Genomic DNA, 17763 nt, shown 5'->3' with positions numbered 1-17763 from the left:
GACATAATGACAACAGTAGTAAAAAATCATATCCCAGCAAAGGGAAAGCGTGAATCCTTATGGATTAAGGCGCTGGTTAAGTTTCGTAAAGATAAGATTGGTCTCATCAGCCTGAGTGTCGTGGCTATCTATATGTTTATTGCCGTGCTGGTATGGAGTGGCGTCATTGCTCAGCAATGGGACGAGCTGCTGGCTATGGAGCAGATGGGCCCGAGCAGTGAATATTGGTTTGGTACCACCATTAATGGTCAGGATATCTTCCAACGTGCCATATATAGTATTAAAACTGCATTTGAAGTTGGGCTTTTGGTAGCCATTTTTGCTACCTCGTTAGGCGCGGTTACTGGCTGTATTATGGGCTATAAATCAGGTAGCTGGATTGATGAGTTCATTTTGTGGTTGATTAACAGTATCGATTGTATTCCATACTACTTGCTGGTTGCGGCGATTGCCGTAGCACTGCAAGACAACGCTTACAGTATGCATATTGCGATGATCTCGACATTTTGGACTGCTACTGCACGTGTTGTGCGTGGTGAGGTTATCAAGTTAAAAAATATGGAATTTACCGAAGCTGCGCACTCGTTAGGGGTGTCAAGTTGGCGAATAATGTTTAAGCATTTAATGCCAAATACCACCCATATTTTGTTAGTTGAGATGACCTTACTATTTATTACCGCGATTAAGAGTGAAGTAATCCTTAGTTTCCTAGGTTTGGGGGTCAAAGATAGTATCAGTTGGGGGCTTATGCTTGCTGAAGCAAGTAGTGAGGTGACAGCAGGTCACTTTTGCAACTTTTTTGCTGCATCAGGGATGCTATTTGTACTGGTTCTGGCCTTTAATCTCTTCTCTGATTCACTACAAGATGCACTTGACCCAAGGAAAGTTTAAGCATGACTAAACCATTACTAAAAGTCCAAGAGCTTACTGTTGAGTTCAAAACCGACAAGGGAACTGTAATCGCGATTGATAAAATCAGCTTTGAGGTCTTGCCTGGTGAAACTGTGGCACTCGTTGGGGAGTCAGGCTGTGGTAAGTCTGTGAGTTCGCTTTCTATCATGGGGCTTATTCCAAGCCCTCCCGGAAAGATTGTTCATGGTAGTGTCCAGTATAGGGGACAAGAGCTGGTAGGGCTGGATGAAAAAGCCTATCGTAAGCTTCGTGGTAATGAGATATCTATGATCTTCCAAGAGCCGATGACAGCCCTTAACCCTGTGCTTAAGCTAAAAACTCAGATGGTCGATGTTATTCGCAACCACACCAAGCTAAATAAGGCGCAAGCGAAAGATAAGGCGATTGAGATGCTAAAAATCGTTGGTATTCCATCTCCTGAAAAGCGTATCGATGAGTATCCTCATCAGCTTTCTGGTGGTATGCGTCAGCGTGTAATGATTGCTATGGCATTGTCATGCAACCCATCGCTACTGCTTGCCGATGAACCGACAACCGCATTGGATGTAACCATACAAGCACAGGTCATGCGCGAAATGGTTCGCCTACAAAAAGAGCTCCAGATGGCTGTGGTGTTAGTCACCCATGATCTGGGTGTGGTTGCCGAGTCCTGTGAGCGTGTGGTGGTGATGTACTGCGGTCAGATCGTAGAGCAAGGCAAGGTGACGGATATTTTTGTTAACCCTAAACATCCTTATACCAAAGGGCTGCTAGAGTCTATCCCTGTGGTACGGGATAAAAAACTCTCTCGCTTACCGTCTATCGAGGGTATGGTGCCAGATTTATTCCATCTACCAAAGGGGTGTCGCTTTGTCGACCGTTGTGATCGCGCTTCACTGCCATGTCATCAGGCGTCGCCGTCTCTCACTAGAGGTGAACATAAAGTAGCTTGCTATCATCCACTTGATTCAAATGAACCGTTGGAGGTTACTCAATGAGTGAAACACTACTTGAGGTCAATGACCTACAAAAACAATTTGTGGTTGGGAAAAGTTTTTTTAAGAGCAATCGCGCTGTGTGTAAAGCGGTAGATAAGGTCAGCTTTACCATCGATAAAGGAAAAACCCTAGGGCTGGTAGGTGAATCTGGTTGTGGTAAATCAACCCTAGGTCGTTGCATATTGCGCCTAATTGAGCCAACTCATGGTCAGGTTAAGCTAGAAGGTCAAGATATCACAACCCTAAATGTCAAGGAGCTTAAAGCCCTACGTAAAGATGTGCAAATGATTTTCCAAGACCCATTTGCTTCATTGAGCCCACGCATGACGATTCACCAAATCCTGCGAGAGCCATTGGACATCCACAAGATAGGCACGGTTGCTGAGCGCGAAACAAAAATTGCCGAGGTTATGCAGATTGTAGGTTTGCGCCCAGAGGTGTTGAACCGTTATCCGCATGAATTCTCAGGCGGCCAAAGACAACGTATCGGGATTGCTCGAGCATTGGTTTTAGAGCCTAAGTTTATTGTAGCCGATGAACCGGTTTCGGCGCTGGATGTATCAGTGCAAGCTCAGGTTTTAAATTTGATTGCTGAGTTGCAAGAAAAACATCGCATCTCTTTTTTGTTTATCGCGCATGACCTCGCAGTTGTACAGCATATCTGTGATGAAGTTGGTGTGATGTATCTTGGTCGCCTTATTGAAAAAGCCCCCGCTGAGCAGCTGTATAGTAACCCTAAGCACCCATATACTCAGGCACTTTTGTCTGCTATTCCAGTACCTGATCCAACTCATAAGTCAATGGCGATCTCGCTTGAAGGAGATGTGCCTTCAGCGTTGTCTCCGCCATCTGGTTGTACCTTCCGAACGCGTTGCCCTAAAGCAACAGAACATTGTGCGCAGGAAATTCCTGTAGCAAGTTGTGACGGTGAACATATGGTTCGTTGCCATCTATACACAGATAATAAAAATAAAGTGTAAGCGCCTTTAAATTGGTTCATCGCGTATTAGCGGGAACTAAAAACAAAAACGGTAGTAAGTGATATGGTTTTAGTCGCCAAACAAAAATCATACACAAACTACCGTTTTCATGCCGAATCATACTTGGTTCTGTCGCAAATTTTGATAGCGACATGGCAGAGCCATTCTCCTTTCACTTTGACGTAGGTCTCATCCATGCGCCACGAAGTAGAGACGGGCTTTTTCTTTGCTCTCGCTTTATGTTCTAAGACAGGTGCAAATTTGATAACCCAACGATCAATCGTTACATGATCCACATTCACACCACGCTCCCTCTGGATATCTTCAATCTCGCGATAGCTAAGTTTGTAAGCGAGGTCATAACGGACGGCTTCGAGAATAACGTCAGAGGGAAAGTGGCAGCCTTTAAACATTATAATTCAGAGTGTCGAGTCGAAATTGGGCGAATATTAACCTACAAAACCGAAGTTAGTGAGGTATAACATAGATCGCCCTACGACTGTTTCAATAATCCGAACGGAGTCAGTCCCGAAGCTATCAAACATTTTGTCTCGAAACTCACCATCTGAGCTGATATTGAACTCTTCTGGGCTTTTAACCTGTGACGCATGGAAGAACATCAATTTAATCACGTAACGGAACTGCTCATCATCTAGAGCAGTTTGCCATGATTGGATAAACGCTTCTTCTGATGAAAAGTCTTGACTGTTAATGATGATCGACAGCATGTGTTGATGTAACACGGAGCGGATAGCACGAGTCGATGGATAATAGCCCTGAAGCGTCGTTAAACTAATGCCAATTTCCTGAGCAATCCTTGCATAAGTTAGTGCTTCGTGTCCTTCCGCTAGAAAAAGGCTTAGTACGATCTCATCGTAGTGCTTTTGGTTTTCTAGTTTCTGTACTTGGGTAATTCGAGCCATTATTAATCTCTATTGCACGCAACATTCTGTAAATAAAATATTAAGACTTTCTAAATTAGAATTCAAACTAAAGAAGTAAGGAAATGGTTAGTTTATCGTCAAAAGACGATGGTTGTGATTTGTTCGATTTATTTTCAAACAAAAAAGTGGTGTTTTCTTTTAAGTGTTTGTTTAAATGAGACCTAGAAAGGGTACCAAAACAAATTAGGCATCAAGGATGCGTTTTACGATTGCCAACATTACGATTAAATCAAATAATAAATAAAGTCGACACGTTTAAGTGTAGCGTAGCTGTACCAGGTGCGTGATTTATGTCTGCCAAAGCCTCGTAGTGTCATGACATTGGATATTTCATCTGCTCTATCCAAGCTCGAGAAATTAGTAGTCCTAACACTTTAGCAGCATTTTTAATACGGGTGAGAAGCGGAGCTTTCTTAGACAGCTCAACCCCACGGGCTTGTTGCGCGTGCATGATTTTAACGAAATCTTTCTTAACCTCTGGTAGGTAACGCAGAGTTAAGTTTATCGCATAGACAATCTTGTAAGGAACACCAATACGGTTGAGGCTAGCTGCAAACTAAGTTGGGTGCGTTGTGAATACAAAGATTAACGCGATCGGAAAAATACTTATGACACCACACTAAAACTTTCTCACAAAACCTCCTATAAAAGATTGCTATAGTTTATAAACTATTGTTTTTTATTAGTGATGATGTCAGAGATTTATATTGCTTAAGTTGACACTCGGTTAAGCAGGAAAAAAATGCTTCATCAGTATTTTCGATGGCTAAGATGGCTTTGAATATTAGATCGCTTCCTTCTTTTGTGAACTGTACATTGGTATTTCTCGCATCAGATAATGAGGGCGTGCGTTCGACTAAACCATTTGATTCGAGCTTTCGAATTGCTTTAGATATTGTCATTTTGTCAATTTTAGAGTGCTCAGTTAAATTTGTTTGTGTGGTTGGTCTTTGGTTATCTTGAAACCATTTTAATGAAGCTAGAATTGCAAATTGAGTTTGGTTAATTCCAAAACTCCTTAATACAATCGCTAATTTTTTTTGCCAAAGTGTAGTTATTTTCCAAAGTAGAAAGCCTACACTGTCATCTGCTACTTCATGCTTAAAAGGAGATGATTTAGACATTTCTACTTTTCTCAATCAATTGCGATAATTGATGATCCATTCCACTTGCAATGCTTTCGGCAACAAGTTTTTTCCATAGCCATGATAGCGGACCTTCGATTTTTAATGTCGATTTAATTTCCAATTGATTACCGTGTTCTATTAGTTCATGAGAATCATACATCTTGGCAAAAGGGAACTTAGTCAGATCCATGAACATTGAGCTCTCTCTGACTTCTATTAGTTCAATGTTAATCTTTGGTCCTCCTTTAGGCTTAAATTTCAATACAGCCCCTTTTTTAAATTCACTTTCCAATGTCGCATATTCAATGTCGCCTTGCCAAGTGTGCCATTGGTTGACATCAGCCCACACTTTCCAAACCTTATTCGCACTCAATCCGTCGACGATCAGACTCGTTGTTTTAGTCCACATAATAATTTCCCCCTTTTAAAGATAAAAATGGTAAACCAGTTTACTATTATTGTCACCTCCATTTTTTAATGGTGTGTTTAGGCGCAATGTATTGAATCGGTTGTATGTTGGCTATTTGTCTTTAGGGGGGCAATTATGTGAGTAACTCATTTCTGGGTTCTGTCGCAAATTTTGATAGCGACATGGCAGAGCCATTCTCTAGACGCAATTAGTCTGCGAGGGCATAAAATTGCTTAAAGGCGTTGTTCCCCCCAAGGTTAATTTGACCTCGTTTAATCATTGTCCACAATTCTTTACCATGAAGACTGGCCGTTGCCCCTTCTAGTGATTTCCATCCAAGGGCTTGGCGGGTTTTTTGTTTTACCCACCGATGACTTTGCTCCACAATATTGTTCAGTTTTTTGATATCGAGTATCTCTATCAGTGACAACATGAAGCCTGTTAGCCAGAGTTGAACGTTCATTGCATCAATAGCCGCGTGGTTGCTTTTACTCCCATCAATGACCACTTTCTCGGGGAGGCCATGTGAGCTATCGCCTTATTCAGAAAGGCTTTCGCGGCAGCCTCATCGCGATTGGAGCTGAGATAATCATCAATGACGTTTCCAAACTTATCGACCGCTCGATAGTAGTAAAGCCATTCTCCTTTCACTTTGACGTAGGTCTCATCCATGCGCCACGAAGTAGAGACAGGCTTTTTCTTTGCTCTCGCTTTATGTTCTAAGACAGGTGCAAATTTGATAACCCAACGATTAATCGTTGCATGCTCCACATTCACACCACGCTCCCTCTGGAGCTCTTCAATCTCGCGATAGCTGAGTTTGTAAGTGAGGGTATTTCGAGAATAACTTCAGAGGGAAAGTGGCAGCCTTTAAACATTATAATTCAGGGTGTCGAGTCGAAATTAGGCAAATATTAACCGATAAAACCAGACTTTGCGACAAAACTCCCAAGAAGCTCATTATAGGTACCGGCGGTTTTAAAATACGAAAGCGAGCCTGGTTAACCCTTCAGGGATTCGAATCCTTACGGATGTTGAACAAAGGGCAGTTTGATTTCTGGTTACGTCGTGATGAACCTAAAGTCGTTGTGCGGGAGCGAGCCGCCTTCATGAACCGCCTCTTCAATGTTGAGGTTGTTTACCAGTAATCATGAAGCCTATCACTAGGCAGCTCTGTCTTATCTGATTTTTGCAACAAGCCCCTTCAAAGAAAGGTCATGTTATTGAATGAATGAATGAATGAATCGTTGAGTCGAAATGAGTCTCAGCAGAATTTCAACGTCTGGACATATGGCAGTAAGGGGCAATTGGCACGAGATTCTGGATTGTATGTACCACAAGATGGAGTTACATTTGAACACCATTTCTTGCTTCCCAAAGATGGCGCTAGCTTTGACTTTCTTTCCGGTAACTATGAACTAAAACTATATGCCCAAATGGTTGGTGGGACGGGGCTGAGCCGAGTGAACTTCTTTCTATTGATATAATTGTTTCTGATGTGTTGGCAGATAAAAGTCCTAGCGTCAAACTGAGATTTATTTTGATTGGTGAGTTGGTAATCAAAAGTATCATTCTCACTGTGTTGATAAGCCGTCTCAAGATAAAGACAATCAAGTGGAAGAGTTAGCTTTAAAGAGCTTTGAAAAATATCATAGGGCTATTTAACGTAACTGCACTCATGTATCAAAGGTTTGCGACAAAAACGAAAAACTACACCTCTGAGCTATTTGCTACAGAACTGTAAAAAGTCTAATATACATTTTTTTTATCGATAAATTCTATTTGTAAGTATTATCTATATTTTCAATAGTACCTATCGCTAACCTAAATGGCAACCTAAATATCATGAATAAAATAACATTACTTGCCTGCATTTTGAGCACTCCTGTGCTGGCGGCTGATATATCCCCTCAGTTTTTTATTGGAGCTAAGGGGGGATATCAATGGGCTCTAGACGACAATTACAATCACTCAAATCCAGAGGGCACAATTTTAGGTCTCTATAGCGGGTTACAGTTTACTCCCTCTTGGAGTTGGGATTTAGGCTACCAATATCACGATGAATTAAAGGCGGATGCCACATCGGTTAATGTTAAAACTTGGTTGATTGAAAGTGCTCTTCGTTACGATTGGTACCTACAAGATAATCTGAGTTTGTACGGTCGACTTGGTGCTGCTTACTGGGACATGGAAAAAACGAAACTTTCTTCAAATAAGAGCGATGCCACTGGTTTTTCTCCTCTCGGGGAGATGGGGATTAACTATCACTTTACCCCTAACGTCCGATTATCAACGGGCTATCAGTACATTGACAGTATTGGTAAATCAAATACGGGTAAGTATGATAGTCATGGATTGTTGGTCAGTCTAACTTATACGTTTGGCAATACAGCCCAACCAGCGTCAACTCCTCTCATTGAAGATAGTCCAGTTAAAGAGACAGTCACTGTAAAAACACCGCCTAAAATACAGACATTTTCACCGAGAACTGCAGTTGGATTATTGGGTTTTGATTCAATCGAGCCTAGCCGAGAGTTTATTAGCCAATTAACGGAGGTCTCTTCAGTATTAAACGCTTACCCACAAGCTCAAGCCATTGTGGTTGGGTACACTGACTCAACAGGAGCGGCACCCTATAATCAAAAGCTTTCCGAGCATCGCGCCCAAGCGGTTGTCAATAAACTGATTGAATTGGAAGTCGCACCGACACAACTTGAGTGGGAAGGTGAAGGGGAGTCTCAACCTGTTGCGGACAACAATACTGCAGAAGGGCGAGCTAAAAATCGTCGAGTTGAAATCACCATCCCTAGCTTCCAGTTTCAAGAGTAGATTGTATTATTATGAATAAATTCTTTAAAGTCCTATTTTCAATAGTGATTTTCCCACTATTAATGCTATTAACCGGTTGTAATTCAGAAGGCGCCTTCTCTGAATCAACGGTACATTTAGAACGTATAGATATCGTCGCATCGCCAATAACAACGAAAGGGGTGAATGAGCTAACACTTGTGATAGGCAATCAACAATCTTTCGAGGCTACTGGGTACTACTCTGATGGTTCATCTCGTACATTGACGGGATTAAGTGTCAGTGATTGGCATACAAGCGATCTCGATACCGGTTACTTCAATACCCCTGGTATGTTGGTGGGCGGTGATAGTCCTGGCATTGTGGCGGTAACCGTCACGAAGGACGGCATTACCAGTAATACGGTGAGTGTCAATGTGACGGCCGCGGTGATTACAGCCATTCAAGTGATGCCTACAACGGTCAATGTCGCGAGAGGTCAGACTCAACAGCTAACCGCAATAGCCACATACAGTGATAATACATCATCCGACATCTCCAACTCTGCGACGTGGACATCAGACGATATAAACACAGCAACGGTAACATCTACGGGCTTACTATCAGGCGTTGATATAGGCACGATAACCGTAACAGCCACGAAGGGGGGCACTATCAGCAATACGGTGAGTGTCAATGTGACAGCAGCGGTGATTACGGCCATTCAAGTGACCCCTGCAACGGTCAATGTCGCGAAAGGTGGGACCCAACAGTTAACCGCAATGGCCACGTACAGTGATAACTCATCATCCGACATCTCCAACTCTGCGACGTGGACATCAGACGATATAAATACAGCAACGGTGACATCATCTGGTTTATTGTCCGCGGTTGAGGTGGGTAACACGACACTCACGGCCACGAAAGACGGCGTGACCAGTAATACGGTGAATGTGGATGTGTGTGACTTAGTTAGTGCATGTGTTGATATCTTCGATACAGGTAGTGGTAAACTATTTACCGGCTCTCCATCAGTGTCCTACTTAGACAGTATTGGTGGCAGTGCAACAAATGGTATTCATCCTGAAAATGGAAGCGCCGGACCAACAGGTGATTTTTACCTATTCAATTGGACTAACGCAAAAGCACTGTGCGATACCTACAGCGCCAATAGTCTCGGCGGACGAACGAACTGGCGTTTAACGACAGGAGACGAGTTAAAAGTGGAGCTGTTTGATGCATACGGCAATATGTTTAACGCGCGCGGTTGGCCGGTTGGCAGCTTCTATTGGTCGTCGACTCCTAATGTTACTAACTATGACGTTGTGGCCTTCCTCAATGGCAACGTCGGCAACTACTATTGGAGCCTTCCGCTCTACGCGTCCTGCGTCTCAGAGCTGTAACGTTTAAGCTTTTTGACTTTAGTTTGAAGTGCCAGAGTTGCCCCTGGCACTTTTTAGGAGCAGGCAAGTGAATATTGAAGCTAGAGGAGAGACTCTGGTTCTGTCGCAAATTTTGATAGCGACATGGCAGAGCCATTCTCCTTTCACTTTGACGTAGGTCTCATTACATCTTTCGAGAGTTAGAGTGCCAAATGACAAAGGAAGAGATCGCTCAACTGTGTTTTGAATTTGTGAGGACCATCACAGGTTGGGACGAAGGAAAACCAATACCGCCAGAGTGTAAAAGGCTCATGAGAATGGCAAAAGGTAGGGAACTGAGCATCAGTGAAGACTGGGGATAGTTCAAAATATTGTACGACAGAATGGAGCTGCCGACTGGCCAAGTCGTGAGACCACAACAAATATTAGCAGGGATCGCGCTCTTGGGGATTCAATCTGAATTAGAGATTAAGACTTCGACTCAGCTACTAAAAATTGCCCGTTCAATAGCCAGGATAAAGTAGTAGCGTAAAGATGTTACGATATATTGAGGATTGAGATAGAGAGTTTTTGATACACATAAAGGGCTTTGTTTAGCCCTTTTGTGTAGTTATTACGAATAACAAGCCAGACTTTGTTGCCTAACCTTCGGTAAATAGCACGATATGAGTTCGATCATCTGTTGTAGTGGGTATCGGCTCTAATTTTGAGATACTTTTAAAGTCAAGCTCTTGAGTGCTCCAAGGCGTAAAAGTGCATACATACCCATGGTCTTTGGCTGCAAATTGCTCAATGATAACTTGCTCCACAGTGTTATATGTATACACCTCGTATTCCATTGATAGCCTTTCAGCCCAAAAAGTACATCCAGCTATGCTTTGGCAGTCATCACTAATTAAACAACCATAGAGACTAAGAATGAGGTCATAAACGAGCATTCCAAGACCTTCACTTCTATGTTCCTTATTTATGAAAGCTCCATAGATTTGCTTACCATCTAACAGGGTTCCATCTTTGTTTATTTGCATATCCGCATAGGCAAATTGCCCTACAGGTGACAGAGAAAACTCTTCACCAAAGACATTTTTTAGATGTTCAACTTTATCTTCAATGCTTTCATGGTCATCTTCGTCAATTTCAAAAGCGTAATCTATTAACCAGTCTGGCATTTCAAGCTTCGATAATTTTAATACCTGATTGTAGACAGCACCAGATACATTGAACTCATCTAACTTAAAGTAATTACCTTTATCATTGCTCAAAAAGAAGCTCCTACTGTAGGTTAGACTACTAGCAGGAGCTTCAGTTCTTTCTAAATCTTTAGAATACGGCCGTGGAAAAATTCTGGGCATAAGCCTTCTCGTAACAACTGACGGAATTAATTATTTTTTCTTTTATAAAGCTAGCCCGGTCATTAAGGTCAGGATATTGATTTTTAATATCAACCATGAATCTAGGCTTTTCTGCACTAAAGTAGACTTCAGCTACAGGTTTGATGCGAATATTAGATTTATCGTAATCAGCTAGAATTACGATAAAATGTTCTCGTTTCTCTCTAGCTGTTAGCCTACGAATGTCAAAGGTTACGTGAGATACAGGATCACAAAAGCGTTCAACAGATTCTGTCTCGTGCACGATGACACTTGTAGATCTTGTTCTTACTCTTAATTTTGTTCTCATATATTTAACCTCTTTTTCCAAGAATATCCTTGTAACATAGAAGATCTCTTAGTTTTATAAAAACTAAAAGGAATTTTCTTTATCATAGCAAAGATTTAGTATTATAAACAATTCAAATGAAAGTAACTTTGTTTTCTGCAAGCTGTAGCCCGATGTCACTTAGAATGTCGAGTTAGATACAGTGGTGTAGAACTAACAACTTCTTTCTCTACATCCCTAAAAAACCACTGGCCAACTAAAGATAACCCCCGTCATGTAACTTAAGAAGATAAGTGGCATATGAGGTAATTCGGCGATCTCGTGGTGTGAAATTGAGAGTAATGTACCCCTCCCAGATATACCCTTTAACATCAAACTCAAGTGTAAAATTTTTTTTATCGCTTTCAAACTTGAAGGTATATTCACCTTTTAAATCTTGTGCACTCTGCTGTCAGAATAGACTGCTCTCGTTTTTGAATACGAGTCCTTTATCAGGGTCGTCGTTACCCTCACATCCAGTCCAATGTCCGTCAATCTTCACACCTTGATAATGATCTGCTCCAGTTAGACTGGACACCGCATTAAGCGACATATTGTTTTTCAAAGTTAACTGGGCTTAGATACCCAAGAGCACTGTGCCTTCTTGTTCGATTATAATCAACTTCAATGTATTCAAAAAGCGCTTGGCGCATCTCTTCTCGGGTCATTATCGGCTCGTATTGGACGGCTTCTACTTTCATTGAGTGGAAAAAGCTTTCAACACCGGCGTTATCCCAACAATTCCCCTTCCTACTCATGCTTTGTTTTAGATTATGAGCTGCGATTAAATCTCGGTAGTCTTTTGAGCAATATTGGCTACCTCTATCACTATGGATAATCACGTCTTCTGGCATGCCTCTGCGGAACAATGCCATTGATAGTGCATCACAGACCAGAGTTGCGGTCATTCTGGTGCTCATTGACCAACCAACGACTTGCCGTGAGTACAGGTCGATAATAACGGCTAAATACATCCAACCTTCGCTTGTCGCTAGATAGGTAATATCTCCAGCCCATTTTTGGTTCGGTGCTGTCGCATTGAAATCTTGCTCAAGCAAGTTCGGGGCAACAGGAAGCCTATGCTTACTGTCTGTCGTACATTTGAACTTACGGGCGGCCTTCGCGACTAAGCTCTGGCGCTTCATGCTCGCGGCAATGGTTTTTACATCGTGCTTATTACCATTTGCCTCAAGTTCTTTTTGAATGCGCCTTGCACCGTCGCGTTCCTTTTTATCATCAAAGRCTTCTCGAACTTTGTTATCAAGCTGCTTGCGGTGCTCGTTGCGTTGAGTGACTTTATGGCGATTATCAATCCAATAATAAAACCCACTTCGAGAAACCCCAAACACCTTAGCCATACGGACAATCCTATATTGCATCAGGTGTTCGAGCATAAACTCATAGCAATCTATTTTAGATTTTTCGCGAAGTAGGTGGCGGCCTTTTTTACGATATCTAGCTCTTCAGCTTGCTCTGCTAATAATCGCTTGAGCTTGGCATTTTCAGTGGTGAGTTCTCTTTCTCTATCGCTGATTTTCGCGTCTTTTTTTACGGCTTTACGCCATCCATAGATTTGAGATTCATATAAAGATAGCTGCCGTGCGGCAGCAGCGACACCGACTTTCTCTGCTAACTTAAGTGCTTCGGCTTTAAATTCAGGAGCATGTTTGATTCGTGTTTTCTTAGTTGTCATTGTCCACCTCGTTAGTGATTGTATTCACTTAACTCAGTGTCCAAAACTTCTGGTGCGGATCAAAACGGGGCGTACCATACATTTTGGACAAAACTGTTTTACCGATCTTACTAAACTAGCACTAATGGATTACTTGAGGTAAAGCAATGTTTCTAATCGGTAGGCCGAAATCAATTACCCACTATATAAAAGAGTCGATGAAGCCTTGCTGAGCCCTTAGAGGTAAGGATAAAACGCGCTTTACCATGAGAGCGGTCGTGATAGCGATGTCATTAAACAATCGTGGTCGGCCACGTCTATTCTGTCTGGGCTGCTTCCACACAGCTATGGCCTCTTCGTCAATCCAAAACGTGAGTGAACCTCCCTGCTCTGATCGTAAAGTTCTGATTTAGTTCATTCGATTTATGCAACAATCCCCATTATTTGTTAAGGACTCTTGAAGCTTTTACGCTAAGTGCTAAGTGCTAAGTGCTAAGTGCTAAGTGCTAAGTGCTAAGTGCTAAGTGCTAAGTGTTTGATATTAATATAATTATCATTGATCGTTGAAAAGACACCCGCAAATTTAACAATGATATAACACTTAATTGGTAATTTCACCATTATATGTAACAAAATGTTAATTGCTGGGAAAGGGTCACAGACAATAGATTTCAAAGTTGGCCCATATCATATCCATTGATATTTTGATTTTGCTTAAAAAATAAGCACAACATCATACAGCTAACAAATTAAGGGAATTTATTATGAAAAAAGTAAACCTTGAAGATAAGAAAGCAGCTAACTGGACACCATTGAAAAATGTAAGTCTAGAAGATAAAAAAGCGGCCAACTGGACGCCTATGAAGAAGCAAAAATAGCAGCTAGTTGAAGGAGAGGTTCCAACTTGGAGCCTTTACTTATTCATGCCAAATATAGATTACTCATTTATAAAAATTATAGATAATAAGCTTATTCTTTGGGACTATCTTAATAGAAACCAATATGAGATTAGTCCAGAACTTGTAAGTACTATTTATAATTACATCAACAACTCTGGTGAATATGATGAAAGAGCCATTGATCACCTTCAAGAACTTAATATTCTTCGGGAAAGTGATAACGAACATTGGGGATGGGACTGTCTCTCTCATATTTACCATCATGGAACCAAGGATGTTTTCAATGAAGAAGTCATCGAAAGCGCCGATGCATGGGTAGAAGAAAATGATAGGGTTCAACTTCAAGAATCGGACTCAATCATGCCAAAGTTTCGGGAAATAGTAGATGAGAATTCTACGGGAAGACGGGTAGTGTTGTCTTGCAAACCGTCAAATCTCGATATAGAAAAATACTTAAATAACAGAAAAACCACTCGTGATTTCTTAGATTCTCCAGTGCCTTTTCCCTCTGTAGAAAGTATTTTAACGATTTGCTACAAAGCATCATTCGATTGGGATAATTCAAACGGCAAAGAGCCTTTGGGCAAAAAGAAAACTAGCCCATCAGGAGGCGGTTTGCATCCTACACAGACCTACGTTGTGGCGCTGAATGTAGATGGATTGGAAAAAGGGATATATTTCTATAATGACCTAGACCATGATTTATCTTACCTGCGTCCTTTCCCGAACGATTATCCACTTAGCCGACTGGTTGGCGGCCAGCCCTACGCCGAGAATGCGGCGTTTCTTATCATATTAACCACACGATTTGATTTGTCTTGGATAAAGTATAAACACTCACGATGTTATAGAGTCTCACTGTTGGATGTGGGTCACTTGTCGCAATCAACTCAACTGGTAACCTCAGAACTTGGCTTAGGGAGCTGGATTACGGGGCAACTTTGTGACTCGAATATAGAATGCTTACTGGGTTGCGACACTGCCGTCGAAGCCCCGGTATATTGTATTGCGATTGGTAATACAACGGGTAACTCGTTCCCTAACGATTAAGGTAAATTTATGGATCACGTTATAAACTGGATGCAGAAATCAATCATCACTTCTCATAAGTATAGATATTCAATGCAAGTCGATGGAATGAAAGGAATAATAAATACCGAGTGGATAGCAGACTCTTGGTACTCATATTTTCTTCCTTCAGTCATTGTAAGCAAATTAAACCGAGAAGAACGAGCCATTTTAGGTGCTTGCATATTGAGTAATTTCATGTCGTACACTGTTGAAGTGGAACATGGAATTGTTAACCCGATAGTGAACAAAATCAGCTTGGGTGAATCGCTATTTTTCACGGGCAAGCAAGAACGAATGACATGTTATGGAGTCTTTGCCGACGAAGTTTATCATGCCATGTTCTCTTATGATCTACTTTCTTCACTAATGTATAGTGGCGACATTCATAAGATTCATGACTTCGAGTTAGAGTCTAAAGAGAAGTCAAAAAAAATGCTATCACTGCACAACAGTGACAATAGCAGAGACACTGAAGTGTCAATGCTTGCATTAGGTGTTTACTCAGAAGTTTGCATCGCTACACAGCTGACCAATATACAAAAAAACACTATGTACGAGCCTGTCTACAACGCATTAAAAGATCACCTCGATGATGAAAAACGTCATGCTGCTATATTCATCGACCTTATGAGAACGTTTTGGAAAACATCAACTGTGGCCGACAAGGAACTGTTTATTTCAAAGCTGTTTGCAATGATGGAACTCAACGTATCATATATGGATCGGACTTGGGTGAAGAACTACCTTAGCTACATTGGTAAGGCTGACTTATATTTTCTTATGCCAGTCATCAAGCCAGAGAACAAGTATGAAGGGATTGCCAACTTTGTTGAAAGAACTTCTAAAGTGCTTTTTGCTGAGCTTAATAAACTTGGCACATGGGATGTTAAAGAACTCAATGATTTGTTGACTCACTACCGTTTAACGAAATTTGCAAAAGGAACACCCTATGCGTAGAAAAAAGATACTCGTCTGCCTAGCAGCACTGTCTATATTGTCCATGTTCCCGATGGACGTATTCGTGTCTTCTTTTTCAGACCTATCCGACCACTTCTCGATCTCCTATACCGATACCATATTTTCAGTCACTTTGTTTACCTACGGGTTCGGCGTGGGCGTAGTGATTGTAGGTGTTCTGGCAGAAAAACTGGGCGTAACTAACGTGTTGCTGGGAAGTTTAGTTTTTTTGCTGCTTTCGAACTTGCTCTCACTTGGCCATACCAATTACGAACTCTTCCTTGGTGCACGATTCATGCAAGGCCTGTTCTCATCATCATTTGTACTAAGTACATTTATAGTACGAAACTGTTTTGAAGAAGAAGAAGGGGTGAAGGTTCGCGCTTTGATTGCGTCAATCTCGGCGATTGCAATTACGCTTTCTCCGATGCTTGGAGCTTTATTGACAACTACGTTTGGGTGGGGCTCAATTATTGTTGTTGCTTCCTTGGCCTGTATATTTGCAATACTGTGCTTTTTGTCAATACTCAGTGATATACGTGATGCGAACAATAATAGTAGTGTGGTACAGAATAATTTTTTAAAGTCAACAGAGTTCTGGACTCTTAACATCGTGTCTACGCTGAATTTCTCCATTCACTTCGTTTTTGTAATGCTGTCAGTAAAAATTTTCACCCAAGACTTTAACGGCTCTCTACAAGACTACGGCTTGATGATGATCATTTATGGGACGGCACTCTTTGTTACAAACGTCATCATTACAAAGTTCAGCTCTAAACTAGCTTTTACTGGTGCTAATTATTGGTATTTGCTGTCCATAGCTGCTTTGGCTGGCATCATAATAAAGATGTCCATCCACGGCGATTTTGGGTTCTATAGCTACTTCCCGTTCATCATCCTCGCCACCTTTTTCAGTGTCTATTTATCGAACGTCACTCTCAACAAAGCAATATTTGCAGTCAACGGAACGCCGACCGTCTCTTCCGTTGTGGGAAGCATTAGATTTATAACCGCTGGTACTATTGGTTGGTTGGGGTTTAGTAATGGGTCAGGAATTATTTCGATCGCCTTGCTTTATTTAGCATCTTCGATCTTATCAATGATACTTCTGTGGTTGGTAAGGCCTAAGAATACCGAAGTTATTGCAAATATTCGTGGTCAGTAGTGAATGCTCCCATTCCTAAAGTTATCTATAGGTATGGGAGCAATAAGAAGGTCAATTATCGCCTTTAAGCTTTCAATGACCTCTTGTTATTTGTCCTGTAACTATGGACATATAGTCTATGTAGATGGCTGTCCACACTCAAGACCAGAGACATGTTGTCCTATTTTTCACATCGAATTGAAGACTGGTTAATCACCTCATGAGCGTGGTCGAGTGAAAAGGATTTATCTTGATGCTCTAGATAAAGACACGAATTATAAAATTCGCCAAACCGTTTTTGTCCCTTCCATGGGTGAAATCAATCAATGGTTAGAGGTATTTGACTATCCACCTCTATCTTCAAATATCAGCACAGTATCCGATGTTTAACTCGTAACAAGAATAAGGAGCCTATTTATGGCCCCTACGAAATAGAACTATCTCCGTTTCTTTACCCAAAACACCAGAAGACAAAGCGAAGGCGTTGGCAACGTGTTTGACCATGATAGAAAAATAGTTTGGTAAAGGCGCTATATTGAGGTCTTTTTATTTATAGCATTGTGGGAATTTTTCTTCCTCGGATTTCGACCAATCAGAAAAATTCAGATTAGCTAAAGCACTTCGGCGAGCGGTATATAAAATTGAACGATATCATTGAATATTTAAATGTTGTTTCAATCGCTTCAATTAATGGTTTTTAGGGGCTAAACTAGGTCGTTCTTTGCCTGTGTTTTTTAAGTCAAAGTGCCCCTGTAAGTGAAAATGTGCGTGTCGATCTAAAAGTAGTGTGGCCAAATTATACAC

Annotated in this window: 14 protein-coding genes and 6 pseudogenes; 10 read left to right on the top strand and 10 right to left on the bottom strand. The window is 41.4% G+C overall.

The window, feature by feature from the left end:
- The first annotated feature begins 6 nt into the window (after positions 1-6).
- Genes HRQ85_RS15910 through HRQ85_RS15900 form a run of 3 tightly spaced genes read left to right on the top strand, consistent with a single transcriptional unit; the run spans position 7 to position 2869 of the window.
- Positions 7-891: an ABC transporter permease gene (locus tag HRQ85_RS15910; protein WP_172380037.1), complete on the top strand. Its 885-nt coding sequence runs from the start codon at positions 7-9 to the stop codon at positions 889-891.
- A gap of 2 nt (positions 892-893) precedes the next feature.
- On the top strand, positions 894-1889 hold the full coding sequence (locus HRQ85_RS15905; protein ID WP_172380036.1) for an ABC transporter ATP-binding protein: 996 nt from the start codon (positions 894-896) through the stop codon (positions 1887-1889).
- Positions 1886-2869 carry an ABC transporter ATP-binding protein gene (locus HRQ85_RS15900; RefSeq protein ID WP_172380035.1) on the top strand — a complete coding sequence of 328 codons (984 nt, stop codon included), beginning with the start codon at positions 1886-1888 and terminating at the stop codon, positions 2867-2869. Before HRQ85_RS15905 ends, HRQ85_RS15900 begins: the two co-directional genes overlap by 4 nt.
- 158 nt (positions 2870-3027) lie before the next feature.
- Here the strand turns inward: HRQ85_RS15900 and HRQ85_RS15895 are convergent.
- The 6 genes and pseudogenes from HRQ85_RS15895 to HRQ85_RS15870 all read right to left on the bottom strand — a co-directional run.
- Positions 3028-3282 (bottom strand): annotated as a pseudogene (locus HRQ85_RS15895) (IS6 family transposase); the annotation flags it as partial.
- Between the two features lie 36 nt (positions 3283-3318).
- Complete coding sequence (locus HRQ85_RS15890) at positions 3319-3792, bottom strand: TetR/AcrR family transcriptional regulator (RefSeq protein ID WP_172380034.1); 474 nt, start codon at positions 3790-3792, stop codon at positions 3319-3321.
- A gap of 182 nt (positions 3793-3974) precedes the next feature.
- Positions 3975-4423 (bottom strand): annotated as a pseudogene (locus tag HRQ85_RS15885) (energy-coupling factor transporter transmembrane component T family protein); the annotation flags it as partial.
- A gap of 52 nt (positions 4424-4475) precedes the next feature.
- Positions 4476-4937 (bottom strand): MarR family winged helix-turn-helix transcriptional regulator, encoded by a 462-nt coding sequence (locus HRQ85_RS15880; protein WP_172380033.1) that lies wholly within the window; start codon positions 4935-4937, stop codon positions 4476-4478.
- Positions 4930-5349: a hypothetical protein gene (locus HRQ85_RS15875; protein ID WP_172380032.1), complete on the bottom strand. Its 420-nt coding sequence runs from the start codon at positions 5347-5349 to the stop codon at positions 4930-4932. The genes HRQ85_RS15880 and HRQ85_RS15875 overlap by 8 nt, the downstream gene beginning before the upstream one ends.
- Before the next feature lie 208 nt (positions 5350-5557).
- A pseudogene (locus HRQ85_RS15870) lies at positions 5558-6227 on the bottom strand (IS6 family transposase).
- A 72-nt stretch (positions 6228-6299) separates the two neighbouring features.
- On the opposite strand from HRQ85_RS15870, the pseudogene HRQ85_RS15865 reads away from it, so the two are divergent.
- The 4 genes and pseudogenes from HRQ85_RS15865 to HRQ85_RS26255 all read left to right on the top strand — a co-directional run.
- Positions 6300-6497: pseudogene (locus HRQ85_RS15865) on the top strand (IS6 family transposase); the annotation flags it as partial.
- Between the two features lie 697 nt (positions 6498-7194).
- On the top strand, positions 7195-8178 hold the full coding sequence (locus HRQ85_RS15860) for an OmpA family protein (protein WP_172380031.1): 984 nt from the start codon (positions 7195-7197) through the stop codon (positions 8176-8178).
- 11 nt (positions 8179-8189) lie between these two features.
- The gene (locus HRQ85_RS15855) at positions 8190-9539 is read left to right on the top strand and encodes an Ig-like domain-containing protein (protein WP_172380030.1); all 1350 of its coding nucleotides are present in this window, start codon (positions 8190-8192) and stop codon (positions 9537-9539) included.
- Between the two features lie 191 nt (positions 9540-9730).
- A pseudogene (locus HRQ85_RS26255) lies at positions 9731-10042 on the top strand (regulator).
- A 117-nt stretch (positions 10043-10159) separates the two neighbouring features.
- Here HRQ85_RS26255 and HRQ85_RS15850 read toward each other — a convergent pair.
- The 4 genes and pseudogenes from HRQ85_RS15850 to HRQ85_RS15835 all read right to left on the bottom strand — a co-directional run.
- The gene (locus HRQ85_RS15850; RefSeq protein WP_172380029.1) at positions 10160-10780 is read right to left on the bottom strand and encodes a hypothetical protein; all 621 of its coding nucleotides are present in this window, start codon (positions 10778-10780) and stop codon (positions 10160-10162) included.
- A 58-nt stretch (positions 10781-10838) separates the two neighbouring features.
- Complete coding sequence (locus tag HRQ85_RS15845; protein ID WP_108188488.1) at positions 10839-11198, bottom strand: hypothetical protein; 360 nt, start codon at positions 11196-11198, stop codon at positions 10839-10841.
- Positions 11199-11758: 560 nt separating this feature from the next.
- Positions 11759-12909 (bottom strand): IS3 family transposase gene (locus tag HRQ85_RS15840; RefSeq protein ID WP_172380028.1). Its coding sequence is split into 2 segments (ribosomal slippage): positions 11759-12666 and positions 12666-12909, totalling 1152 coding nucleotides; the frame shifts between segments, so codons are not numbered across the junction.
- Positions 12910-13099: 190 nt separating this feature from the next.
- Positions 13100-13270, bottom strand: a pseudogene (locus tag HRQ85_RS15835) (transposase); the annotation flags it as partial.
- 541 nt (positions 13271-13811) lie between these two features.
- On the opposite strand from HRQ85_RS15835, the gene HRQ85_RS15830 reads away from it, so the two are divergent.
- Genes HRQ85_RS15830 through HRQ85_RS15820 form a run of 3 tightly spaced genes read left to right on the top strand, consistent with a single transcriptional unit; the run spans position 13812 to position 16980 of the window.
- A complete protein-coding gene (locus HRQ85_RS15830; protein ID WP_172380027.1) occupies positions 13812-14837 on the top strand; it encodes a SagB/ThcOx family dehydrogenase in 1026 nt (341 codons plus the stop codon).
- Between the two features lie 9 nt (positions 14838-14846).
- Positions 14847-15815 carry a diiron oxygenase gene (locus HRQ85_RS15825; RefSeq protein ID WP_172380026.1) on the top strand — a complete coding sequence of 323 codons (969 nt, stop codon included), beginning with the start codon at positions 14847-14849 and terminating at the stop codon, positions 15813-15815.
- Entirely contained in the window at positions 15808-16980 is a 1173-nt protein-coding gene (locus HRQ85_RS15820; RefSeq protein WP_172380025.1) for an MFS transporter, read from the top strand. Before HRQ85_RS15825 ends, HRQ85_RS15820 begins: the two co-directional genes overlap by 8 nt.
- Positions 16981-17763: the final 783 nt, after the last annotated feature.

It is taken from the genome of Vibrio sp. Vb339 (assembly GCF_902751245.1).
Classification (GTDB): Bacteria; Pseudomonadota; Gammaproteobacteria; order Enterobacterales; family Vibrionaceae; genus Vibrio; species Vibrio coralliirubri.
The sequence above is the reverse complement of the archived record's forward strand: the minus strand, read 5'-3'. Positions and strand labels throughout refer to the sequence as shown.